Raw genomic sequence first — 23,614 nt, forward strand, 5'->3', positions numbered from 1 at the left:
GGTTCCTAATCCTGTTTCTTCTTTAACTTCAAGGATTGTACCTTTGGCTGGGGCATCAGTTTCTATCTGTAACTGTTCCTTAAGGTACTGTTGGGCCAGTCCAAGGAGCATGGTTAATAATTCTGCTATTCCCTCTCCACTTTTGGCGCTTATGGGAATAATGCTTATCTGTCTGGCAAAATTTTCCACACGATCAAAGCGTTCTGATTCAAAACCTTCCCTGTGAAGTATTCCCACCAGTTCATAAACCTGATTGTCAAGGGCACTCTGAACATTGGCTGGTTGTTTGGCATATGTTTGGGAGAATGATTCTCCTTGATGTGTTTGCCATCCATATATCTTATCCATTTTATTGGCAGCCACTACAAAGGGTGTTTTGTACATTTTAAGTATATTCAAAGCTTCGTAAGTCTGAGGTTTGAATCCTTCGTTTAGGTCTACCATCAGAATTGCCAGATCAGCCAGGGCACCGCCCCTTTTACGTAGAGTGGTGAATGCTTCGTGGCCCGGGGTGTCTATGAAGAATAGTCCGGGAATGGTTTCTTTGATTTCCAGTTTGTCCAGGAAACGTCCGCAGATGTTTTCAATGATTTCCATTGGGATTTCTGTGGCACCTATGTGCTGGGTTATTCCGCCTGCTTCCTTTTGAGCAATAGCACTGCCACGTATAAAGTCAAGCAGTGTGGTTTTCCCGTGGTCCACATGACCCAGAACAGATACAATGGGTGATCTAATCTTCAAGGTTATCCTCCGATTCTGAAAAAAATGTTAGGGAACTAAAAAAAGAAAGTTCCTATTTTATGTTAAATATTTAGTTTAGTAGTTATCCCAAAAAGTTTGAAAGAACCCTTTTATGGTTCTTCGTATACTAGTTCCTGGTCTGGGAGCTGGTATTTGCAGATCTCATCATCCTGGAAAAACAGTGCAATTTCCCTTTCTGCCGAAGCTGGTGAATCAGAAGCATGCACAATATTTCTACCGGTTTGAATAGCGAAATCACCACGAATGGTGCCTAAATCTGCTTCTTGGGGGTTTGTTGCCCCTACCATTTTCCGGATTAAGCTGATGCATTCATCTCCTTCAATTACCATGGCCAGAACTGGTCCGGAGGTAATGTATTCCACCAGGTCACCAAAGAAAGGTTTTTCCTGGTGTTCGGCGTAGTGTTCCTCGGCCTGAGCACGGGGGATGATCATCATTTTTGCTGCCAGGATCTGTAATCCCCGCTCCTCGAAGCGGGTTAAGATCTTACCGGTTAACCTCCGCAGAACTGCGTCGGGTTTCAGCATGACAAAACTTTTTTGCATCATTCTTTAACCCACTTAACTTTTCTGGGAACTCTACCGAGTTTTATACGATTTTTTTCACATTTGCTGCTGCAGAAATTGTACACCGTACCGTCTTTTTTGACGTACATTTTGCCGGTGCCTTCTTCTATTTCTTCTCCGCAGAATGAACATGTTCTCATGGTTAACACCTTTATCTAGGGAGTACGGATTTCCTTGGCTTCCCTGATGGTGTCCAAGAGCATCAGGATGTCGCCTTCCCTTATGGCTCCCATAACGTTTCGGGTTAATATCCTACCCTTGTCTCTTCCTTCTAATATCCTGCATTTTACTTGCATGACCTCTCCGGTCATACCGGTTCTTTTTAGAACCTCAATAACTTCTGCAGGAGTTGCTTCTGCCATATAATCACCTTAAAAAATTAGAAGAGTCCGGAGACTCTTCGTGTTAGTGTTATTATTTTTTGAGTTCTTCTACCTTTTCTACAATGTCCTTTATGAGGTCTTCTGCTTCACCAGCATCAATGATAGCTGCTGATGCAGTGCCCACGTTTAGACCAGCTGCTTCTCCCAGCTCATCTTTGGTAGGTATGTAGACGTAAGGTATTTCCTTTTCTTCAGCGAGAACAGGCATGTGAGCGATAATTTCAGCAGGATCAACATCCTCTGCTAATAATACAAGTAAAGCTTCGCCTCTTTCAACGGCTTTTGTAACCTCGTTACTTCCCTTTCCTACTTTACCGGTGTCTCTTGCTATTTCCAAAGCTTCATAAGCTTTGTCTGCTAACTCTTTAGGTACATCAAATTTTACGTACATTGCTTTTGCCATTTATTTACCTCCTTTTTCATCTGGTTTTAACCATCCATCGGCAAACACTAATTCTAGACTTCACGCGATCTAACTTATGATACATGAAGCTCTTGGTCCCGATGATTAAAGACCAAAAAAATTCTAATTTTAAACTTAAAAAGATATTTTAGAATTCTAAAATTAGATGTATCAAAGTTGGTCAATCACAGTATATATACTTTACTTCAGAAAATTAGTGCAATTTAAGGGCTTGAAATAATTATCACAAGTCCTTGCTGTATTATTATGATTAACCCCTTATAAATTGATCTTGCATTTAATAATTTAATCTTCCTCTTTATAATGATCTCGCATGGAATTACCGTGATGGAGTAGTACAAATAATTCCAAAACAAACTAAGAACAACATGATTAAGACAGAACATCTAAAAAAAGTATGCAAAATATAGGGTCATGGTTTGAACAAGATGATTCTGGTTGATACAAGTAATGCAAATAATAAATAATTACAGATGGTGCTTTAAATTATAATTTAACGTCCACCTGCAAATTAATGTTGTAACAACAGAAGATGTCGTTACATTAAGAATAGCCTTAACTTGAATATAATCATACTTTGTGAATGTTGGTCCACCCTATAAGTGTGGCTTCAGTTTTATTCAAAACATCATAGTACCAAGTAAATTCATAGCCTTTAACTTGTAATTTTTTAGCTATTACTTGTTTCCGCTGGTCATTGTACGTGTAAATATAGGGCATTCCTTCAATTATTCTATCTTCCACTATTTCTCCTTCAAAAATTTCTTGAACTTCTTTTGGAAGCGAGTTAAGACATTTATTCAAAAATAATACCTCCTAAAGTATTTTATTGTAAAGTTACTCATATTGTTATTTCTCCTTTATACAATTTTTTTAAATAATAAAAAAGTTGGCGTGATTAGTATTCACACAAAGTAGCATGCAGATACAAGAATGGTTTTTTTAGAACCCATAATTCTAGATATAACATTACAAAACATTATATCACACTTGGGAATGGAACTTACTTGTTCACTGTTAAACAGCGGAAATTACAGTATAGTGGATTAAAAATGTGATATTTTGAACATAAATTCTTCATGGATGATTTAATTGATTAAACTGGTAGGAAATGTAAATTTATGTAAATATTACTTAATTTTTTTATTTAAAAATTCAACAAAAGCTTTAGTATTGAATAAATGGAATTTGTAATTTTTAGCTGCTGTTTTTATTTCAACAACTGTACCAAGACCATGTTCATGAACTTAAATGATCGAATACTTGAATAGGGTATGTTGTTTTCTTCTTTTTGTTTGCTCAATACATGGGCATCGGTAACTGCAAGTAAAGAGTTTTCTTGAAATGTAAGTGTAGAATTTTTAAGCCGATTATTAACGTTGTATGCTCTGAAAATTCCATTGGCCATCTCTTTTTCCCTGATTTCATCAGTTTTATTTAATTTTTCTTTTTCCATGGTTTTAGATTGGAAGTGTTATGCTTTACATAATTCGGTTTTCGGTTCCGATTTTAACATAGGTCATATTGTAACATAGTTTTCCTATTTTAACATAATTATCTTAACTCTGTTGATAACAAGTTGTAAAAACTTCAATTTTTTGATCAAAAAAATTCTAGAGAAATCAAAAAGTCAGATCTTTAGATTTATTAAATTAATTTAAATTGTTAAAAAAATAGCCATTATAATTCTTTTAAATGCCTAAAAAAAAATAAAAAGAGAAGAAAGGTAAACTTATAGTCTTTTGACGGCGAGTTCGACGTCAGAAGCTTTGACAGTTTTCCTTCCTGCGTGTTTTGCCAGTTTAACAGCTTCAGTAGCGATGGTTTCGCCTTTTTCTTCTAAGGCTTTGGCTAGAGCTTCTCTAGCATCGTCACTTACTCTTTCTGCACCGGCGTTCTTTATTATTCTTCCAATTGGAGCTATTGGTAATTCCATATTAATCACCTCATTTTTGTATATTTGTTAATATACACTGTTGCCGTACTCCTATATATAAGTATCGTTAAAAACAGTGATTATTCGGTGATCCATATGGTATTGGGTCATGTCATGATGATCCCTATGATCTTTGGACACCACATGACAAATTATATGATCTTGGCTACTGATAAAAAAATTGGGATATAGAAATAGTCCAGATTTACTCTTAAAAAAAGTTAGGGTAAAATCCTCTAATTTCCTTTTATAACCTTTAAAAGGGAATTTATATCTGGATCTATTTCAATAGGTTCTTCGCATGCATCGATAGCGATATTGGGGTCTTTTAAAACATGTCCTGTTACCACGCATACCACTTGTTCACCTTTATCAATTTTACCTGTGTTAACCAGTTTTATAAGTCCTGCAATAGATGCTGCTGATGCGGGTTCCACTCCAATTCCTTCGGTTCTGGCCAGAAGCTTTTGGGCAGAGAGTATCTCTTCATCACTAACAGTTTCTGCCAATCCATCAGATTCATAAATGGCTCGGATGGCTTTTTTGGAACTAACCGGGGCACCAATGCGAATGGCAGTAGCAACGGTTTCAGGGTTTTCCACAGGCACAATATCCTTTTGACCATCCCAGATTGCATGGGCTATGGGGGCTGCTCCTTCTGCCTGAATACCAGTCATACGTGGCAGATCATCAATGAAGCCTGCTCTGTGGAATTCAGTTATTCCCTTCCAGATGGCAGATATGTTACCAGCGTTTCCCACTGGTAGTATGATCCTGTCAGGGGATTTCCAGCCCAGATCATCCACTATCTCAAATCCAATGGATTTTTGACCTTCTAATCGATAAGGGTTTATTGAATTTAAAAGATATAGATGGCCCTGAAGTGCTAAACTGGTGATGGCTTCTAATGCCTGGTCAAAGTTTCCCCGGACCGATAGAACCTGAGCTCCGTGGAACATGGCCTGGGCCAGTTTACCCAGGGCAACCTTACCAGCGGGGAGGAGGACCACACACTTTAAACCAGCTCGAGCTGCATAGGCAGCTAAAGAAGCGGATGTGTTACCGGTGGAAGCACAACCCACGGTATCCACACCTAGTTCCATGGCCTTGGTGATTCCCACACTCATACCCCTATCTTTGAAACTTCCGGTGGGATTGGAACCTTCTACTTTCACGTAGAGTTCTATTCCCAGTTGTTCACCCAACTTATCACACTTGCAGAATGGTGTCCCACCTTCATCCAGGCTGATTATGCCTGATGGATCAACTGGCATGAACTCCTTGTACTTCCACATGGTGGATTTACGGCAGCTGAAGACATCTTTTTGCACGTTCGGTTGACAGATAACTTCCAGTATTGAACCACACTTCTTGCATGTGTATATTATTTCCTGGTCAGAATACTCTGCACCACAGGATATGCATCTCATCATAAAATCACCTTTAATTTTTAAATAAACCTCTATTATTTAAATAAACATCTAGTATTCAATGAAATTCATGGATTAACTACAATTTTCATGGAATTAATCTAGCAAATGAAGATATTGAAATTAAACCCTGAATTAATTTTTCTATGGAAATAGTTCCAGGAATGGAAACAGTTCCTATGGATACTCCAAAATAATATCATTTCATACAGTTATAAAAATTATTCCCCTGAATCCAATTAGGGATTGATGTTCTAACTATTTTGTATTTAAATTAGCTGGGATAGCAATTAGATTAGCTGGGATAGCAATTAGATTACCGATAGTGAATCATGCAACTCCTTTCATGTAACTGGCCCAAGCAATGGTGAAGTTAGCTTCGATAACGGCGGCTATCAGGATTAGAACCACGGCTATGCCCATCATGATTAACGTGTCCTTTAAATCATCCCAGTTGGCTTCCAATAAGTATTTTACTTGATTGGACATTGAGAAATCGGATTGTAATTTTAACAGGCCTTTTAAAATGTTAATAACAATGCTTCCCAGTTTGAATCCTGCAGCACCAGCAATTATTATTCCTAAAACTTCAAAAACACCATGGGGTAATGTGTATATGATAAAGTCCCCTAACTGGAATTGAGCTGCGGTGTAACCAATAAAAACTCCGTTGCTAATCAGATAAAAAGCAGTTACCAGTCCAAAAAGTAAGCCTCCTCCGTAAAGTAAGAGAGCAACTTTAAGGTTATTGGCAAATAGAGAAAAAGTGGTTAGCTGTAATTCTCCCTGAACCAGACGCCTTTTAAAGTCACCTAACATTTTACCCAGAATAGGTTCCAGCATTCCGGCAAAGGCATATCCAATAAATATGGAAGCTATGAACAGCATGGCAGATAGTATGAAATATGTTTCATTACGGTTGTACAAACCACTTATCAAACCTTCATATTTTTCTTTGGCCATGTTATAACTCCTTATATTCCCTCTTGAACTGTTATCTATCAATCCTTTAATTGTTTCAGTGCCTTTAACTGGTTAATATATTATGACTTTAACTTAACTTTAACATAATGTAGTATATAGTTATATCCTTCAACTTATACATCCAGTATTCAACTCATCGTCCAGTATAGTTCTGGCTTTATTTTTTGCTTTTTCTCTTTTCTTTTTCAAGTCTTTAAAGAAATCTTTCATCCTTTCTGCAGCGTGAGCCTTACATTCTCCACACATAATGCTGCCTTCCCTGCATTGCTGGTGAATCTCTTTTAACTGGGAGTCTGATGGGAGTAGATGGTAAAGTAACATCTCGTAGATCACACAGTCCTCTGGAACACCGCCCATCTTTTTTTGTTCGGCTAAACTTTCTCTTCCACCGGTTTTAGCTGATTTCAATTTTTTCAGAGCCACATCTGGACTGTCACTTAAGAATATGGCAGTTTTTGGTTTGCTGCTGGACATTTTACCCCCGGTCAGGCCGGTGATGAAACGGTGATAAGTTGAAGATGGGGTTATGAATTTAAACTGTGACTGGAAACGCTCCGCAATATCCCGGGTAAGACGTATATGTGGGTCCTGATCAGGTCCTACTGGAACCACTGTGGGTTTGGGGCCCCCACATTCTTCCAGTTGAGGGTGCAGTATATCTGCTACCTGTATCATTGGTGCGTAAATATGGGCTATGTTAGTGGAGCCTGAAAAACCATAAATAGCCTTCATTTCATTCATATTAACTCTTTTGGCCAGTTTATAGGCTAGATCTGTTACAATTTTATTTTCTGATGTTAGGTAGATATGCAGGTTTTTATCATCAGGGTCCAGGCCCAAAGCGATGTAGTTGGTGATGTATTCTTCAATTGCGATATTTTTGGCCTCTGGAAAATCGATTCCTCTGGCGGAGTATGATTCCATGTCCGCAATGGGGATGTAAATTTCTGCACCTTTTTCCTGGTACCAGATGAGCTGGTCTACAATCATCTTATGGCCAATGTGCATTTTGCCACTGGGCATCATACCAGTCACCACTGCGAAGTTGGTTTTCTCACGGATGGCCTTAACAATTCTACCATAATCTCGATGTCCGAATACAATTCCCCTTCGCATGAGGATATGGGGGTCTTCCAGGTCACCTAAAAGGTCGTGGAATGGTTTTATTCCAAATTCTTCTATGAGTTTTTCATAGTTTACTATGGCTGAGCTCCATGGATCTATCAATCAATCACCTTTAATGATAATAATCGTTGTTTAATTACTTTATAAAGTTTCGTTATGTTTAGCAGTCATTATGGTCGGGTCCACTCAACATTGTAGTAAGTGATGTCCTGTTCATCATCCACCACTGCTAGTAAAAGTTTTTTGTTAACTCCGTGGGCCACACGAACATAACTGGAAAAATCAAGTACAGAAATGTCTTGATTTTCAGTTACCACCTTCACCACAAAATCGGAGTGACCATCACCAGGAGATTTACCCCTTTCGTACAATCTGAACTCTGAACCATATTTAAAACCAGTTTTAACAATGTATCCTCTATTTCTAAGGTCTCGGTAGACCATGTATCGGTATATGAGATCTTTATCCTGGATGAATTCCCTCATTTCATCCGGGGAAATAACTTTATTCTGGTTTTTTTTATCCAGAATCTTTATTTTCCCTTTTTCCTGGAGGTAAAAAGCCTCCATTAATGAAAGTTGCAATTCATCTTGGTTAAACTTTCCATAGTGACTTTTTTCACTGAGAGCAACTGCTTTTTTATCCTTGATAATTACTAGTTCTCCGATTAACTCTGCATCCATGTTATTTCACCTTGTAAATATACTGGTTGTGGTTTTTTTTTAAAACCCGGATAGATTAACTGAGGATTATGTCTGAAATTTTAAGATCCCAAATCCATCAGTTGATGTTTTTTTAATTTGGAGGACTTTTCTGGGATATCCATCTTTTTTTATCTCAATCTCTGGCATGCAACTTCTTTAGATCATTTTCTTTTTTACCCAGACGAACCATGAACTCTGCTATAAGGCCATCCAGAAATAGGTGGGTGCTGTCTTCGAAAAGGGTTCCCATGGGGGTTAAATCATCGTAGTTTCCCTTGAGAACATGGGAAGTGTAGTATTTCCATGGTACTTTGCTCTTACTTTCAATGTTAACCACCACATCAGAGTTTTTACCCAGAGTAGAGTCTGGATCGGTGGTTACTCCCACTACATGAGTTCCAACTTCTCTGGCGGTTTCAGCAGCAAGGGTAACGGTTTTGGTTTCCCCTGATCCAGAAATTGCTACGAGGCAATCTTTTTCAGTGAGGGCAGGGGTGGTTACATCACCCACTACGTATACTCTGAATCCAAGGTGCATCAGGCGCATGGCAAATGCCTTACCCACCAGTTCAGACCTTCCACTTCCCACAATGAATGTGGAAAGAGAATCAGTTATGCACTGAATCATCAACTCCACCTGTTCTTCATCAATATGGTCAATAACCTCCAGAGCGTGTTTGGCTATTCCTTCTGCGGTTTTTTTTATGTGTTCCATATTTTATGAACCCTTTATTTTTTTGGAAAGTTCCAGTTATTTCCAGTATTATTTTGTTGATTTAAGTATTTTCAGCTAAGTTTAAGTCTGTCTAGGATTTTTTTTTGATCTCATTTAATTAACTTTAAATCCAATTCATAACTAAAAATTTATCATTTTAAATTCCAGTTATCCTGATACCGGCCAGTTTTATTTTATTACGTATGTTGAGATTGATGAGTAGTGGTGTAAGTTTTTCAACGATCCGTGCGTTTTCCAGGTCACCACAATCTATGGCCCGAACTCCAGGTATTTTTTCTGCCAGTTTCATTGCCTCTTTTTTGGCTTCTGGATCATCTCCAGAGATGAGGCAGTCACATTCCACAGTGTTTTCAATGTTAGTTAAGCTTGCAGCACTGATATTGTTGAAAGCAGATACTACCCTTACATTTTTATCTTTAAGAAAGTTAGCGGTTCTTTCTGCAGCAGAACCATCCCACATATTCACATATTTCACTGGACTACCGCCCAGGCAGCTTTCCATGGGTACAGTAGCATCAATCAAGATTTTACCCTCAACATGGTCTTTGATACTTTTAAGGGTAATCATCTGTGCCTGAAGCGGTACAGTTAATACCAGTAAATCTGCTTCAATGCATGTTTCCTCGTTGGTCCTACCCTCTACATTGGGACATTCATCTGTTTTTAACATATCTTTAAGGATACTAACAGCATTTTCGGCTTTTTCAACGTTTCTTGAGCCAATAATCACCTGTTCTCCTTCTTTGGCAAACCTAAGTGCCAATCCAAGTCCTTGATCTCCAGTTCCACCTATTATTCCAATTTTCAAAGAAAAACATCCCCTTAACATATTTTTTAATCTTCAGTTTAAATATAATTTATAATATAATTTATTATATAATAAGAAATTTAGACTAAATGGCTAATTAATTATTGGGTTGATCAATTTGTATGATAACTTAGAAAGTATCCTTAAAGGTGGTTATCTCTAGTAATTTTTTTATCAACTAGGTTTTTTATCAACTAGGTACATAACTAGAGGTACTTAACGATAAAAAATTGTGAAAATCGAAAATTATATATACTAGTTTTTCCCTAAATGTGTAGAAAGAGCACATTACACAGGTTATCATGAAATATAATAGGAGAGAAATAAACCTGTTTTAAAATTAAAGGAAACCAGTAACGATGTTTTCATGTCATTATAATTTAATTTGAAATTGTATCATTCAATAATATCTTTCACATAATGGAATTCCTATTCTATACAATTTGATGTTTATTAATAAACTATCTCTTTTGGTGATTATCTCTTTTGCAGGTATCTCTACAGGGAGGTAGCGTGCTTTATAATCATTGAATATGTAATTATGAATATGTGTTAATATTTATTTAACAAGATTGTTTCCAATTTCTAACGAATAAAAGTAATTAAAAATTAATTTGAGGTGTTTGAATGTATTACATGTGGTTCAAAGAACCCAATAGTCTTTAGTGGCGATTGTGGCAGACCTGCAAACCTAATGGTACCACTACTGTGGCATGCCCAGGATATTGGCATGATTTTGTAGGAATGAACCAACGGAGGAATTATATTAAGCGAAATTTATACAAAGCGGCATTTGTCGTTTTATTATTAGGAGCATTGCCAGTAAGCAGTGCTGCATCAATTGGTGGGTATTTTATACCCGGAGGAATGTACGGCGGAGAATCTGGATATCATTACTGGGAAAATTACTGTCCCCTGTGTCACCATTACGGTAGTTTGGTAGTAAATCCCAAGGGAACCTACGAAGGTGAAATTACCTGTTCTGCGTGTGATGCAGATTACGATGGATGTACAGGATATGACAAGTATGAAGGCGGTGCAAGGGCAAAATTGATTCCTGCAGTCGTAGAGAAGGAAGAGCCTGAAAACGTCAATGCTCAGTCAACAGAACAACCCGCAGCAACACCTGAAACAAACAACACAACTTCAACTGCTAATAAAACTGTTAATTCATCAGAATTAACTTCAAAATCTTTAGTACCAGTGGCAAATCAGCCAGATGCAACTGTAACTGTGAAGTTAGGTGTTGATAATGTGCTGGTGAACAATACAGTTCTACAAGCACACCTAAAAAGCATGAATGAACACTGGCTGGTCATATAAAACCAGCCTGCTTATATTTTTTTATTTTCAGACCTTTTTTATTTTCAGACCTATTTTTTTAGTTATTATTTATTATTTTAAGTATAATAATGCTAGTTAGTTATTTTAGTAATTATTCAGCCTATATTAATTATTCAGCAATTATTCAGCAATTATTCAGTAATTATTCAGTAATTATCCGTACTTAGTCAGTACTTCATTAGAAATTAGTGAGAAATTATCCAGTACTTTTCGGCATTTTTAAATTATTTAAACCTATAAAATCATTAAACTTATAAAAACTTTATAAATCGTTTTGGTTTTAGAAAAATCGTTGATTTAAGGGATAATTTAAATAAAAAAATAAGTTAGATTAAACCTTTTTTTGTAATGAAATCCAGACTGGTTATGACATCTTTTGGATCTTTCACTTCTACCACCAGAATACCGTCATATTTACTTTTTTCAATATTTTTAAATATTAAATCAAAGTCTATACTCCCGCTACTCAGGGCATTGTGCTGGTCGAATGTTCCGTCATTATCACTGAGGTGGACGTGTTTTATGCGTGGATATGAAAACATCTGTGAGGGTGAAAAGCCTGAATTATGTGCATGGCCAACGTCCAGGGTCATATATACATCTAGTTCTTCTAAAAGAGAATTCAATTCATTTAAATCTTGATAGAGCAGACTCTCGATCACTGGCATGTTCTCCACGCACATGTAAATCCCACTGTCCCGGGCATAGTCAGCACATTCTTTTAATGATTCCAGATTGTACTTGAATATTCTCTCTTCTATCTTCTTTCCCATGATAGGCATACTACCCGGGTGCACCACCACCAGATCTGCATTCCACTGCACAGCCCGGTCCATGGACTTTTTAACTTCCTCAATTGAAGAATCACGGATGGACTGGTTATGGGATGCCAGGTTAATGTCGGATAATGGTGAATGCACTGTCAGTTCAATCTGATATGAATCCAGTAAGTCCTCATCAAGTTCATGGTAGGGATATTCATTGATTATTTCACAGTAATCAATATTCCTTTCTTCAAGAGACTCCAGCACTTCTTCCAATGGTTGGGGGTACAGGGCCAGGGTTGAAACACCAATTTTCATAGTTCAATGCTCCAGTATCTATTTTAGTCTAATTTTTTTGTAGTGTTTATGTTTTCATAGAATCTGTAAAAAAGAATGAACAAAGTGTAATGACTTTTTATTATAAATGGACATTACCATTACTCTTGTCTGATTCTGGACTGAATAGATTGATTACTCTTTTTAGCATTAAGAATTATCTCTGCCAGTTCAATATCCTTTTTTATCTTGATAGTACCTTTTTTACCCACAGTAGCGGTGAAAAGATAATCATTGTCCACCAGAATATCGAAAGGAGTTCCTACCACATCTTTGCCAAAATTTAAAACTACGTAGTTACCTGACATTTCCACATCAACCGGCACGTAGTCAGGGGATAATAATTCAGGGATGTGTTCTTTCTTTCCACGAGATTTCCCCTGGGTCCTGTTTTTAGATTCAAGAGATTCCACACCAATACTTATACCAACTTTCCCTTCTAGCTCTTCGATGTTTTTCCCTCTTTTACCTATGAGTTTTGGAATGGACTCTTCATTCACCCATACTGAGGCCCTACGGTCGGATTTCATTTCCACTTCCACCCGTCCTGGAACTCTTTTTTTGACTTCTTTGATGATTTCCCTTTCTGCCATTTCATGGATGGGAGTTTTCTTCATTCTGGTCAGGCCCACATCCATAACAATGGTTTGTTCTCCATAGGTGTAAATCTCGTGAACCAGATCTCCGGTTTCAAAATCCCTGATTTCAATGACCGGTCTGGAAAGATCAGCCTCTAACATACCACTGGGAACTTTAACTGTGAGTTTAATATCATAAATAGCAGCTACTCTTCCTTCATCGATGTAGATGGTAGTATCCACAATGGATGGAATCATACCCAGCTCTACCCTACCAATGATTCTTTGTATGGCATCTATGGGCCTTGTGGCGTGAACCACTCCGATCATACCTACACCAGCCAGCCTCATATCTGCAAAGATTCGGAAGTCCTTGGTTTTTCGCAGTTCATCGTATATGGTGTAATCTGGTCTTACCAGGAGTAATATGTCTGCAGTTTTTCCCATATCTTTTTCTAAGGGTGCGTACTGGGTGATTTCATCCCCTACTTGCAGGTCCCGTGGTGATTCCATGGTTTTGACAATGGTGCCCAGATTCCCATAAAATTCGGCAATTGCCTGGGCAAAAGTGGTTTTCCCGGCTCCTGGGGGTCCAGCAATCAGTATGCCCTTAGCACTGTTAGTTAACCGGTCAATCAATTTTCCAGGTAATCGGTAGCTGTCCATGGAGACCTTGGCTACAGGCCTTACAACTGTGATTTCCACTCCGTCGGAGAATGGGGGCCGGGCTATGGATATTCTGTATTCTCTGAACTGTACCACTGTGGCTCCTTCCCGTTCTATCTCGATGAAACTTTTAAAATCACTTTTAGCCCTTTCAACTATTTCACGGGCCATATAATCGATTTGTCCTCTGGTAAGAGGTTTAGATCTTATGCGGACCAGTTTGGTATTTCCTGGTCTTCCTTTTTTAGCCATGGGGGCAACGTTTTCTTTCAGGTGAATGGACATGGTGTTCTTGTCGAAGTACTTGGTTACTTCAATGTCTCCGTACTCCAGCATCTCTGGTTTAAGGTAGACAGCGTTGAGGCCCTGGGCTTCCGCTACTTCCTTTTGAACCTTGTCACTGGTTATGAGGGTTGCCTTATGTTCTCCAGCAGTATTCCGGATCATGGCGTCGATTTCTCCTCCCCTGGCCAGGGATATTTCTTCCAGGGTGGGTCGGCGCCCCACATAACTTAAGTGTATTTTACCATTACCATGCAGTTTCTGTAAATTTTTAAGTTCTTCCAGGCCGTTGTATCCACTATCTCTTCCTTTATTAGCCTGATTTTCTAATTCAGATACAACTGCTTCGGGAACTATCACCTCGCATCCCTGGTAATCCTCTTCCTGGACTATGCGGGTGATTCTACCATCCACTATAACACTTGTATCTGGAACAATTCTCATCCTATTTGTCTCCATAAACTTTTTCAGGTGCAAAAACTCTTTCTTTAACTATTTCGAGTTTCTGTCCATTATCTACGACTTCTCTGAAGAAACATGAATAATAACCCTCGTGACATGCAGCACCCAGCTGTTTCACCTTGAGGATCACTGCATCCTGGTCACAATCAGTGAAGATTTCTTTTACTTCCTGCACATGGCCTGAGCTTTCACCCTTGAACCATAACTGGTTACGACTGGTGCTCCAGTAATGAGCATTACCTGTTTCAATTGTCTTTTTAAAGGCGTCACGGTTCATGTAGGCTACCATAAGCACTTCTCCAGTTTCATAATCCTGGGCTATGGCTATAACCAGCTCTTCTCCGTTAACCACATGCCGGTAATTGAGTTCGGCTAAATTCATTTTCATCATCCCTTGATCCGATTTAATAAAATATCACTGACATTTTCCCGAGGCACCTGTTCCTGATCCCCGGATTCCATGTCTTTAATGGTAACTTCACCATTTTCCAGTTCACGGGCACCAACAAGAACCACGAACTTTGCTCCGGAATTGTTAGCGAAAGAGAGGATCTTTTTAAGCTTCCGTCCTGCCAGTTCCACATCAGTTGAAATACCGGAATTCCTTAATTCTTGAGTTATTCGGAATGCATCCAGTTTCATTTCAGGGGATATGGGGGCTACATATACATCCACTCTTTTTTCTGCTGAGGTTAAGGTTTCCTGTAATTTTAAGGATTCCATAACCCGGTCGAAGCCAAAGGCGAACCCAGTGGATTCTACCTTTTCTCCACCGAAAACCTCTATTAAATTATAGGTTCCCCCACCACTTATTTGTTTCTGGGCTCCCAGACCTTCCACATAGATCTCGAAAACTGTTCCAGTGTAATAGTCCAGCCCCCGGGCAATACCCAGATTCACAGTGTAATTAACACAACCAAAGGCTTCTAACATTTCCAGGAGCAATCCAAGTTCTTCAAGCGATTTCAGGGCATCAGGGTAATCTTTAATTATATCCCTCACTTCCCCAATTATCTCTCGATGTCCCTGCATACCAATTAATTCCAGCAGGATACTCTTTGAACTGGCAGGGAGTTTCAATTTTTCCAGTAATTTTTCCAGCTCACCTGCATCTCCCTTATCTATCAATGCCATTATGTCATCCTGATGGTCAGACGAGACATTATCCTGGCTTAAGATTCCCCTTAGAATTCCCAAATTTCCCAGGTGAATTTGATAGTCTTCCAGTTCCAGCTCTTCCAGACACTGGGAAGCCATGGCAATGATTTCCGCCTCAGAATCTGGAGATTTTCCACCTATAAGTTCACAGCCCATCTGCCAGAACTGACGGAAACGGCCTTTTTGTGGCCTTTCATAACGGAAACAGCTACCAAAATAATACATTTTAATGGGTCTTGGTGCTTTTTGTAGCTGATTTAAATATAATCTGGCTACTGGTGCGGTTAATTCAGGTCTAAGTGCCAGATCCCTTCCACCTTTATCCTGAAAGTTGTATATTTCTTCTGTTATTCCTTCACCAGATTTTAATGTGAAAAGGGAGAGATCTTCGAAGATAGGGGTTTTAATCTCCTGATAACCATAGCTTTCAAACACTTTTCTCATGGTATTCTCCACGAGTTTTCTTTCTTTCATCTCCTTAAAGAGGAAATCTCGGGTTCCTCTAGGCTTTTGCAGTTCCATTACAAATTCTCCTTATTAAACGTGATTTAATTCTCCTTATTGGAATGAGTTGATGTAATTAAATGAATTGATTCTAAGTTCTTTATTGGGTTTTCATTGTAGATAGTATTATGTGCTGGGTGCAACTTGAAAATACCAACTGAAAAAAAACTTGATAATGAATTTAATTTTTCATTGAAAATTTTAGAAGTTAAGATGTCATTGGGAAATTTATCCCTTGAAAAAGATGTTTTTATCTGATTTAATAAGCTGGTGCTGTATTGGGTTACTCGTAGTACTTTAAATATTCCCTTAGCATTTTAGGGAATGATTTTGCACTTAAAAATCGCAGTCCCAGACGTTCTGCCCATATCTTGATCCCTTCATCTGCAGCTACCACTCCAGCTCCCAGTTCCTTGGCTAGAAGCAGTACGTCCAGATCAGGGGCGCTATCAAGGGTTCCTTTTCTGAGTGCTGCCCGGTAGCGTTTCCTGAAATCTTTAATGGCTTTACCAATGACTTCCATCTCTATCTGGGTCTTTTTCTCTCCACGGGACATCATCACCATGGATTCCACTGCAGCCTCCCACACCGCACTTTCTGAGATACGCATACCCTTGTTCATCCTTTCCCGCATATCCTGCACGTATTCATAGAATATCTCCGAGGGTATCTTGGTGTCGTACCGGTTGGGAGTTTTTTTAACAATCCAGGTCTCAGCTTTGATCATGATGCTCTGGGGACAGTCATAACGGGTTATGTAATCAGTGAATTCCTTATATGTAACAGGGGGCATGTGGCAGCTCATGTTGAGTTTTATTCTGGAACGGGCTATTAAATCCAGGAGGACCTCCACAGTCTTGTCCAGTTCCCCATCTCCATACTCCTCCCTTAACTGGTTATCAGTAAAGGCAGTAGTGTCTAAAACAAACCTTTGTTTGGCGATCAATGATTAAACCCCCTTAAAACTATCTTTTTATAATTTAAGGTTGTCCAGAATAAGAGGAACAACCAGCCCCTGATCCATGACATGGCACCGTTAATTTAAGATAACTCCTAAACCACTATCAATAATTTGTTAACCTAATTCTATAACTAATTTATATTTAAAATGATTAATATAAAAGTTTTTATTCATTAATGAAATTTTTAAGAGCTTAACAGTATCCTCCTAATTTATAAACGAGTTAAAAAGAATTATATGTGTATGAATTGCTTCATGACTATATAAATGATTAAATCATAAATTCTATCATTTTCCACAACAAATTAATCATGTAAAACTAAGATCCGGCTCAAAATTAATAAAAATTTCAATAAATTAGTCTAAAACTCCTTATTCCAAATTACTGAATTATTTCCATGTTTTTTGGTCATAAATAAAATATAATATTGATTTTTTTTATTCTAATATTGTAAATCATGTTGTATTCTCATTATCCTTGATGTAAACAACACTGGTGAATATTACTCCGTAAATAAGAAGTATTGGAGAAAAAAGGATGTCCCCGGTTAATAAAATATTTAACAATGCTAAAGCAGGAATAACTGCAGAAAAGATTAAAATCAAGATAATGAACATTTCTGGAGGGATTGGGGATAAATCTGTTCTCAAATTATTTTTTAGAACCACAAAAACCACCAGTACGCTCAAAGCAATTAAAAAGATTGCAATTTTAATAATAATTCTATAGGGTAGTATTTCCTGGTTAAGTTGGCTTAGGGTAATGTTAAAATCAGTAGTGGGAAAGAGGTACGAAGTGATTATCTTCTGGACAACCAGAAGATAGATTAAGGCCAGTAACACTAGGAGAAACTTTTTATTCAGTTTCATTTCTCAAAAAACCCCACATAATTATTATTTCCCCTTTTCTCATATGATAAACCTTTGTAATCATTGTGACGAAGTTTTATAGGATATGGATCCTGATTTAGATGGTTATTCTCGGTGAACTGGACTCCAAACTCAATTAATGATTGTACTGATCTTTTTATCTCTTCGTTATGTCTTTCTCCTAAAACTCTCCTTCTGTTCATAATAATAAATGAAAAATATATGTATAAAAGAGGTAAACTAACTATTACTGCCGATAAAAGGCTTTGAATTATACTTAGAGAATAAATAACAGTTATTCCATCCGCGATTGTAATAGCTAAAAACATTACAACGAATAAAAAAACAAAAGGTAGTATCATTTCTTTTGAATCAACTTTTGTATCAGTCCGAAAATCGTGAATATGTCTTGAAACCTTCTGATTTAGTTCGTTGTTCTTTTTTGTAAAATAAGATTTTTGTTGCTGCTTAAATAATAACTCCATAGTTACAATAAAGGATTGAGAACTAAGACCAAATCTTGAAGGCGGCCGCAGGGAATCTAACTCAGTTATGTATGCGCTTAATCCACCTAAGGTTTTCCTTGATTTAGTATTAGTGGATTTCATAATTTTTTATTTATGAGTGCATATTTATCCTCAATTTTCAGTCATTATTGTCCATTAACCATTTAATATCTGTGTAATATTCTAATTTTCCCCCACATTCACATTCATCGGTGAAGTCGTCTGGTGATTCGCTGGGTTGTAGTTTGTAGTATTTTTTGCATTTATTACAGACCAAATAACCTTCACCAATTTTTTCATAACTTTCTGGACTTTTTGGGGCCCTGTATTTTGTCACATCTGTATTTAAAAGTTTTAAATATGTTTTGAATCCAATTACTACATCTTCTTTGTTTATAAATTCCCTGTTATCTTTGAAAGCACTGCAGCCTGCGATTAATTCTACAACTGCCTTTTCTATTGCTGAAAAATGAGCGTATTTTGGAAGACCAATACTAGTGATAGTTAGATGTATTTTGAGAAGTCCTATTGTGTCTGAAAATCTTTTTGTATTTTTGTTTTCCCATCTAATTTTTTTAAGTTTTTTGAAAAATTCTGGTGTAGGATTGGGCCAATCATGTATTTTGTCAAAATTATCCAGTCCAAAAATGAGCTGTTCATCAAGTTTACTTAAATAAACATTCCTGACATCCAAGTCGTCCAGTTCTCTTTTAATAGTCATAGAATACCTTATTGATATAAAATCGTACATACATACGAACATGAAAAAAGTAATTAGATCAACTGATTTGTAAGGTATGAAATCCAAATATTCTATATAATCTAAATTTTCATGAGCAAGAAAATAAACACTATCTTCAGGCATTTTATGGATGCTTTTTTCCCACCAAAAAAACTTAGATTTAATTGAGTCATAAACCCTTCTTGACTCGTCGTAAAGCCCTGAGGTAGAGATATCGATTATACTGTTTATAACATCATCTAAACCTGGCACATCCTCATTTTCAAGGATTTCCAGATCATTTTTTATTCTCTTTTCCATTACTTCTTCAATTGGAAACAACCTTTTACGCCAGTTCATATTATCACTTGATTAATAATTACTATCTTAGTATTATATTAACTTAAAATCTACTGATTAAATTATCCCACCATTTTTTTCCACTCTCTATAATACTGCTCAAAGTGAAAAATAGTGTTAATATTAATATTATTAATCCAAACAAACTCATGCCTAATTCACCTACAACTAAACCTGCAAATGCGAAGATTAAACCAACAATAAGTCCTACTCCACTTCCAACAGCAGCATCAAGGAATATTGCGATAGCTGTAAATGAGAATCCTATGGCACTGGTAATATCAGTTAAAGCAAAGAAGACTTCGAACATAAACCATAAAAAACGTGGTAATTGAGTATAAAATAAAATTTCTACAATTAATGAAAGCAATTCCATTATAATAACTCCTATTATTGGAAAGATTAAGACAAGAAGCACAAATAATAGAATTATTAAGATAGCCAGTATGATCCATGGAAGATAATCCGTGGAACTTCCTTGATTATTTGTTCCGCCTGAATTTGGTTCAGGGCTGTTAGATCCATTTGAATCAGGGGGTTCTGAATTATTAGATCCACTTGAACCCGAGGTTCCTGAACTGTCTGATCCAGTTGAACCAGAACTTCCAGTATTTTCGTTGTTTTGTTCGGAAAATCCAATCAAGTTTATGTCATAATTATCAAAAACAGTGAAATATATTGCACCACTTCCTATGTTTCCAGCATAATCAATGGTTTTTATTGGAATTTTGTAATCACCAATATCCATTACTGGTGGAAGGGTGAAGTCCAGTAGCCAATTCCCATTGTAAAAATTTAATGTTGTCCAGGTCCCTGCTAGAAGTGCATATACCTCTTTAGTGTCCAATGAGGATTGTAATGTTATTATTTCTTTCCTGTTCTCAAAATCAACTGAATTCACCATATTAGGGGTTATACTTCCAATTATTACTGGAGGCGTATTATCCACAGTTAAATTAAATATCTTAGTCTTTTGATTACCTGCTTCATCAGTAGCTGTTATCCAAACTGGGTAAACTCCATCGGGAAGGTTGGGGACGATTAGTTCTATACTCCAGTCACTAAATGAGTTTGATTTAAACCAGTCTGATCCTCTACCAAGACAATTCAGATTGAAAATATTTTCAAAAGCAGTGACTGTAACTTGTGCTGTATCGTCTGGCACGTAATATGATCCAGTTGTACAGGAAACCCATATTTTTAATGGGTCACCAGATTTTATGGGATTGGGAGTGACAGACTCTGAAAAATTAGGAGGGGTGTTATCCACAATAAATCCAATCGATTTCTCTGCAGTGCTTAATCTGGTATACATTAGAGAAATCCATCCAATTCCATATGAACAAATGATATTAATCTCTTTATATCCATCACTTAAGTTTGGTACGGTATAATCAACGCTCCATGACCCATCGAGTTGTTTTTGTAGATCTAAAACTCCGGATGGCGTCGATACATAAACTTTCTCAGGATCAGGATTGACAGTAACAGTTAAAACAAAAGAATCTCCTGATCTTATCTTGGTAGAAGATAAAGTTGGAGTTATGAGGGGGATTATGTTTTCAACACATAAGTTAATTAACTGGGAGCCCTGGTTCCCTGACCAGTCTTTGGCAGTAAATAAAACAGTGTAGTTGCCTTGTTCTAACCATCCACCACCCTCTCTTGTCCAGGAGCCATCTTCCTGGCGATAAAGGTTGTACTCCCATCTTAGTAAAGATGCAGTAATGCTAACAACATCAGGGTCAGAAAAAGCTTGGAAATAAATTTGTGGCTCTTCAGTAAATAAATCATTGAGTCTGTTGGTATGAGTTACCGTTCCTGAGATAACTGGGGCCTGATTATCTAATGGATTGTAAACATTGAAATTGAGGGGAAAAGTCTTTCTATTACCAGCACTATCTACAGCAGTTAATATGATCGGATAAGTGCCATCTGGAGTGTATGGGACCTCATATCTAAGAACCCAAGTACCATTCATTTGTTTTATCAGATCATAGGTTTGGTTCAAGATTAATGCAGTTACATGGGTAGCATCAAAATCAGAAATAGCAGTTATTGTAATATTATCGTATGTTTTCACAGTATCTGGAGTAAGTGAACCTGAAATCGTGGGAGGTCCATTATCCACTGTGAAGTTAACTAAAGCTGTATTTTGATTTCCAACTTTGTCCATTGCTGTTAAAAAGATGGGATAGCTTCCCTCGGAAAGTTTTGGAGTAACATAATCAAGATTCCACCCATTATCCTGTTTGTACAGATTAAATGTTTCCCCACAAATTAAAGCAGTTACAACCATAGTATCTGGGCTGCTAAGTACATCAACAGAAATATAATCCTCTGATTTAACCAAATTTGGAGTAACAGTCGCGGAAATTAATGGAGGTTTGTTGTCCACATTAAACTTAAGGTTAACTTCGTCTTGATTACCTGCACCATCAGTTGCAGTTAATAAAACATCATAAATTCCATCTGGAATAGTTGGCACTACATACGTAAAGTACCACTGCCCATCTGCTCTTTTATCCATTTCAAATGTTTTACCTAAGATCAAAACTGTTATATGGGCTGAATTTGGGCTATAAACTCTTACTGTTATCTGGTCCCCTGATTTTACTATATCTGGATACAATACTGCAGAAATAGATGCTGTATTATCAATATCATGGACAAAAATGTTTCCATAATCGTTATCATATCCCTGAACTAAGTTGGTGGCATAAGATCTGAATGCTACATACTGTCCATTTCCACTTATAACTGGATCCTCACTGTTTGCATTTGCTTCTTCACCTGTGCTGGAAATAGTAATTTTCCTGGTGATTTTTGACCACAGATCACAAACAAAAATATCAACAATTTCATCCTCATTTTCAAAGCTAGATAAACTTTTACTAACAGCTGGCTTAGTATTCCCTGATACAAATGCCACATAACGTCCATCACCACTTATGGATGGATTATAGTTATTTTCGATGGATTTTTCATCAGCATTGGATATACTTACCCTTTCAGTAACTCCCGATATCTGGTCGAATATGAATACATCCCTGATGTTAGTGTCATTTTCCACTAGATTACTGGTAAATGATGAAAATGCTATGTAACGGCCATCAGAACTAATACATGGTTCAAAACTATCATTATTTCCATTTCCATCATCAAAGGAAACACTAACCCTTTTAATTGTGTTTAATTTTTGATGGAAAACAAAGACATCAGATGCGTCATTAGTATCATTTTCAACCAAATTACTGGCATATGATGTAAAAACAATGAAATTACCATCTGTACTGATAAAAGGTTCATAACTATCTGAGTTAGCCTCTTCACCATTAAATGAAATGCTAATGAGTTTAATGGTCTTTAGAAGTCGGTTGTAAACAAAAATATCATTGACACCATTAGTGTCATTTTCCACTAGATTACTGGCATATGAATAAAAGGTTACGTAACAGCCATCAGAACTAATTGAAGGTTCATAACTATCTCCATTTCCTTCTTCCCCTGTGCTGGAAACACTTAAACGCTGGGTAACATTTAGTAGCCTATCCCGGACAAAAACGTCTCTATACCCATTAACATCATTACTTACTAAATTAGATGCGTATGATGTAAAAGTTACATAACGACCATCAGAACTAATTGAAGGTTCATAACTATCTCCATTTCCTTCTTCCCCGGTATTGGAAATACTAATTCTTTCGGTGATGTTTAAGAGACGGTCCCTGACAAATATATCAGAACAATAATTGGTATCGTTATCTATGAGATTATTTGCATTGGAAGAAAATGCTATGTAATGGCCATCTGCACTGATGGATGGTTCATAACTGTAACCATTAGCGGATTGGCTCCCATTGGTATGGATACTAACTAGTTCAGTAGTATTGGTAGCTGAAACCGTTCCTGTAACCAGGGTTAACACTGTAAGAAGGATTATGAAAACAAAAATCTTCTTAATATTTGCCATGAAGTTACACCCCCTCATTCTCTATTTAGATTAAAGGGATCACATTTAGTAATATTATTATAAATAATTATAATAAAGTATTATTTATTATTTTCTATTCCTATTTCATCGGATCTGTAGTAAAAGTTTCATTTTAGAACGTTTATTATGTTAATTAAAATCTTAAAATAGTCTAAATATTGATATAAGTTTATTATATAAATAATATTTAGATATAAACTGTTATAATTATTTTTTAATGATTAAGGGGATGTTTGAGCAGTAATTTAAA

Annotated in this window: 24 protein-coding genes (1 of these 24 only partly in view); 1 reads left to right on the top strand and 23 read right to left on the bottom strand. The window is 37.0% G+C overall.

The annotated features are described in order from the left end of the window. The 14 genes from infB to npdG all read right to left on the bottom strand — a co-directional run. A protein-coding gene (infB, locus tag A994_RS08630) for a translation initiation factor IF-2 (protein ID WP_004031082.1) crosses the window boundary here: on the bottom strand, nt 1–741 show its start. It extends 1,038 nt beyond the left edge of the window; the window shows 741 of its 1,779 coding nt (coding positions 1–741); it begins with the start codon at nt 739–741; its stop codon lies beyond the left edge, outside the window. 110 nt (nt 742–851) lie between these two features. Further along, nucleotides 852–1,310 carry a nucleoside-diphosphate kinase gene (gene ndk, locus A994_RS08635; RefSeq protein WP_048204176.1) on the bottom strand — a complete coding sequence of 153 codons (459 nt, stop codon included), beginning with the start codon at nt 1,308–1,310 and terminating at the stop codon, nt 852–854. Continuing rightward, nucleotides 1,307–1,468, bottom strand: coding sequence for a 50S ribosomal protein L24e (locus A994_RS08640; protein WP_004031084.1), 162 nt, complete (start codon nt 1,466–1,468; stop codon nt 1,307–1,309). The genes ndk and A994_RS08640 overlap by 4 nt, the downstream gene beginning before the upstream one ends. A gap of 15 nt (nt 1,469–1,483) precedes the next feature. Beyond that, on the bottom strand, nt 1,484–1,690 hold the full coding sequence (locus A994_RS08645; protein ID WP_004031085.1) for a 30S ribosomal protein S28e: 207 nt from the start codon (nt 1,688–1,690) through the stop codon (nt 1,484–1,486). Between the two features lie 52 nt (nt 1,691–1,742). Then, a complete protein-coding gene (gene rpl7ae, locus A994_RS08650) occupies nt 1,743–2,114 on the bottom strand; it encodes a 50S ribosomal protein L7Ae (protein WP_004031087.1) in 372 nt (123 codons plus the stop codon). A gap of 591 nt (nt 2,115–2,705) precedes the next feature. Then, on the bottom strand, nt 2,706–2,939 hold the full coding sequence (locus A994_RS08655) for a hypothetical protein (RefSeq protein ID WP_004031088.1): 234 nt from the start codon (nt 2,937–2,939) through the stop codon (nt 2,706–2,708). Nucleotides 2,940–3,345: 406 nt separating this feature from the next. Continuing rightward, entirely contained in the window at nt 3,346–3,543 is a 198-nt protein-coding gene (locus tag A994_RS08660) for a hypothetical protein (RefSeq protein WP_157787270.1), read from the bottom strand. Between the two features lie 324 nt (nt 3,544–3,867). Then, a complete protein-coding gene (hfoB, locus tag A994_RS08665) occupies nt 3,868–4,071 on the bottom strand; it encodes a histone HfoB (protein ID WP_004031090.1) in 204 nt (67 codons plus the stop codon). 236 nt (nt 4,072–4,307) lie between these two features. Next, nucleotides 4,308–5,504 (bottom strand): threonine synthase, encoded by a 1,197-nt coding sequence (gene thrC, locus A994_RS08670; protein ID WP_004031092.1) that lies wholly within the window; start codon nt 5,502–5,504, stop codon nt 4,308–4,310. Between the two features lie 327 nt (nt 5,505–5,831). Continuing rightward, nucleotides 5,832–6,464, bottom strand: coding sequence for a stage II sporulation protein M (locus A994_RS08675; protein WP_004031093.1), 633 nt, complete (start codon nt 6,462–6,464; stop codon nt 5,832–5,834). 129 nt (nt 6,465–6,593) lie between these two features. Then, a complete protein-coding gene (locus A994_RS08680) occupies nt 6,594–7,712 on the bottom strand; it encodes a tryptophan--tRNA ligase (RefSeq protein ID WP_004031095.1) in 1,119 nt (372 codons plus the stop codon). A gap of 68 nt (nt 7,713–7,780) precedes the next feature. Next, entirely contained in the window at nt 7,781–8,293 is a 513-nt protein-coding gene (endA, locus tag A994_RS08685; protein WP_004031097.1) for a tRNA-intron lyase, read from the bottom strand. A gap of 154 nt (nt 8,294–8,447) precedes the next feature. Next, nucleotides 8,448–9,029, bottom strand: a complete 582-nt coding sequence (hxlB, locus tag A994_RS08690) for a 6-phospho-3-hexuloisomerase (protein WP_004031098.1) — start codon at nt 9,027–9,029, stop codon at nt 8,448–8,450. Nucleotides 9,030–9,186: 157 nt separating this feature from the next. After that, nucleotides 9,187–9,858: an NADPH-dependent F420 reductase gene (npdG, locus tag A994_RS08695; RefSeq protein WP_004031099.1), complete on the bottom strand. Its 672-nt coding sequence runs from the start codon at nt 9,856–9,858 to the stop codon at nt 9,187–9,189. Between the two features lie 672 nt (nt 9,859–10,530). Between npdG and A994_RS08700 the strand changes: the two genes are divergently transcribed. Beyond that, a complete protein-coding gene (locus tag A994_RS08700; RefSeq protein ID WP_004031100.1) occupies nt 10,531–11,181 on the top strand; it encodes a hypothetical protein in 651 nt (216 codons plus the stop codon). A 347-nt stretch (nt 11,182–11,528) separates the two neighbouring features. Here the strand turns inward: A994_RS08700 and A994_RS08705 are convergent, their stop codons facing one another. From A994_RS08705 to A994_RS12940, 9 genes are all read right to left on the bottom strand, one after another. Next, on the bottom strand, nt 11,529–12,284 hold the full coding sequence (locus A994_RS08705) for a sugar phosphate isomerase/epimerase family protein (RefSeq protein WP_004031103.1): 756 nt from the start codon (nt 12,282–12,284) through the stop codon (nt 11,529–11,531). Between the two features lie 119 nt (nt 12,285–12,403). Then, a complete protein-coding gene (locus tag A994_RS08710) occupies nt 12,404–14,272 on the bottom strand; it encodes a PINc/VapC family ATPase (RefSeq protein ID WP_004031107.1) in 1,869 nt (622 codons plus the stop codon). Between the two features lies 1 nt (nt 14,273). Next, nucleotides 14,274–14,672: a phosphoribosyl-AMP cyclohydrolase gene (hisI, locus tag A994_RS08715; protein ID WP_004031108.1), complete on the bottom strand. Its 399-nt coding sequence runs from the start codon at nt 14,670–14,672 to the stop codon at nt 14,274–14,276. A 5-nt stretch (nt 14,673–14,677) separates the two neighbouring features. Next, a complete protein-coding gene (hisS, locus tag A994_RS08720) occupies nt 14,678–15,970 on the bottom strand; it encodes a histidine--tRNA ligase (RefSeq protein WP_004031109.1) in 1,293 nt (430 codons plus the stop codon). A 265-nt stretch (nt 15,971–16,235) separates the two neighbouring features. Beyond that, the gene (locus A994_RS08725) at nt 16,236–16,898 is read right to left on the bottom strand and encodes an RNA ligase partner protein (protein ID WP_004031110.1); all 663 of its coding nucleotides are present in this window, start codon (nt 16,896–16,898) and stop codon (nt 16,236–16,238) included. Nucleotides 16,899–17,369: 471 nt separating this feature from the next. Next, nucleotides 17,370–17,783, bottom strand: coding sequence for a hypothetical protein (locus tag A994_RS08730; protein WP_004031111.1), 414 nt, complete (start codon nt 17,781–17,783; stop codon nt 17,370–17,372). Continuing rightward, complete coding sequence (locus A994_RS08735) at nt 17,780–18,391, bottom strand: hypothetical protein (protein WP_004031112.1); 612 nt, start codon at nt 18,389–18,391, stop codon at nt 17,780–17,782. The genes A994_RS08730 and A994_RS08735 overlap by 4 nt, the downstream gene beginning before the upstream one ends. A gap of 37 nt (nt 18,392–18,428) precedes the next feature. After that, on the bottom strand, nt 18,429–19,370 hold the full coding sequence (locus A994_RS13185; protein WP_004031113.1) for a hypothetical protein: 942 nt from the start codon (nt 19,368–19,370) through the stop codon (nt 18,429–18,431). Between the two features lie 43 nt (nt 19,371–19,413). After that, complete coding sequence (locus A994_RS12940; RefSeq protein WP_004031114.1) at nt 19,414–23,343, bottom strand: Ig-like domain-containing protein; 3,930 nt, start codon at nt 23,341–23,343, stop codon at nt 19,414–19,416. Nucleotides 23,344–23,614 lie beyond the last annotated feature (271 nt).

The sequence above is a fragment of the Methanobacterium formicicum DSM 3637 genome, from assembly GCF_000302455.1.
In the GTDB taxonomy this organism is placed as follows: domain Archaea; phylum Methanobacteriota; class Methanobacteria; order Methanobacteriales; family Methanobacteriaceae; genus Methanobacterium; species Methanobacterium formicicum_A.

Excerpts from the sequence above, each read along its gene's own strand:
- ndk (WP_048204176.1), bottom strand. The coding sequence starts at position 1,310 with ATGATGCAAAAAAGTTTTGTCATGCTGAAACCCGACGCAGTTCTGCGG.
- A994_RS08640 (WP_004031084.1), bottom strand. The coding sequence starts at position 1,468 with ATGAGAACATGTTCATTCTGCGGAGAAGAAATAGAAGAAGGCACCGGC.
- A994_RS08645 (WP_004031085.1), bottom strand. The coding sequence starts at position 1,690 with ATGGCAGAAGCAACTCCTGCAGAAGTTATTGAGGTTCTAAAAAGAACC.
- rpl7ae (WP_004031087.1), bottom strand. The coding sequence starts at position 2,114 with ATGGCAAAAGCAATGTACGTAAAATTTGATGTACCTAAAGAGTTAGCA.
- A994_RS08660 (WP_157787270.1), bottom strand. The coding sequence starts at position 3,543 with ATGGCCAATGGAATTTTCAGAGCATACAACGTTAATAATCGGCTTAAA.
- hfoB (WP_004031090.1), bottom strand. The coding sequence starts at position 4,071 with ATGGAATTACCAATAGCTCCAATTGGAAGAATAATAAAGAACGCCGGT.
- thrC (WP_004031092.1), bottom strand. The coding sequence starts at position 5,504 with ATGATGAGATGCATATCCTGTGGTGCAGAGTATTCTGACCAGGAAATA.
- A994_RS08675 (WP_004031093.1), bottom strand. The coding sequence starts at position 6,464 with ATGGCCAAAGAAAAATATGAAGGTTTGATAAGTGGTTTGTACAACCGT.
- endA (WP_004031097.1), bottom strand. The coding sequence starts at position 8,293 with ATGGATGCAGAGTTAATCGGAGAACTAGTAATTATCAAGGATAAAAAA.
- hxlB (WP_004031098.1), bottom strand. The coding sequence starts at position 9,029 with ATGGAACACATAAAAAAAACCGCAGAAGGAATAGCCAAACACGCTCTG.
- A994_RS08705 (WP_004031103.1), bottom strand. The coding sequence starts at position 12,284 with ATGAAAATTGGTGTTTCAACCCTGGCCCTGTACCCCCAACCATTGGAA.
- A994_RS08710 (WP_004031107.1), bottom strand. The coding sequence starts at position 14,272 with ATGAGAATTGTTCCAGATACAAGTGTTATAGTGGATGGTAGAATCACC.
- hisI (WP_004031108.1), bottom strand. The coding sequence starts at position 14,672 with ATGAATTTAGCCGAACTCAATTACCGGCATGTGGTTAACGGAGAAGAG.
- hisS (WP_004031109.1), bottom strand. The coding sequence starts at position 15,970 with ATGGAACTGCAAAAGCCTAGAGGAACCCGAGATTTCCTCTTTAAGGAG.
- A994_RS08730 (WP_004031111.1), bottom strand. The coding sequence starts at position 17,783 with ATGAAACTGAATAAAAAGTTTCTCCTAGTGTTACTGGCCTTAATCTAT.
- A994_RS08735 (WP_004031112.1), bottom strand. The coding sequence starts at position 18,391 with ATGAAATCCACTAATACTAAATCAAGGAAAACCTTAGGTGGATTAAGC.
- A994_RS13185 (WP_004031113.1), bottom strand. The coding sequence starts at position 19,370 with ATGAACTGGCGTAAAAGGTTGTTTCCAATTGAAGAAGTAATGGAAAAG.
- A994_RS12940 (WP_004031114.1), bottom strand. The coding sequence starts at position 23,343 with ATGGCAAATATTAAGAAGATTTTTGTTTTCATAATCCTTCTTACAGTG.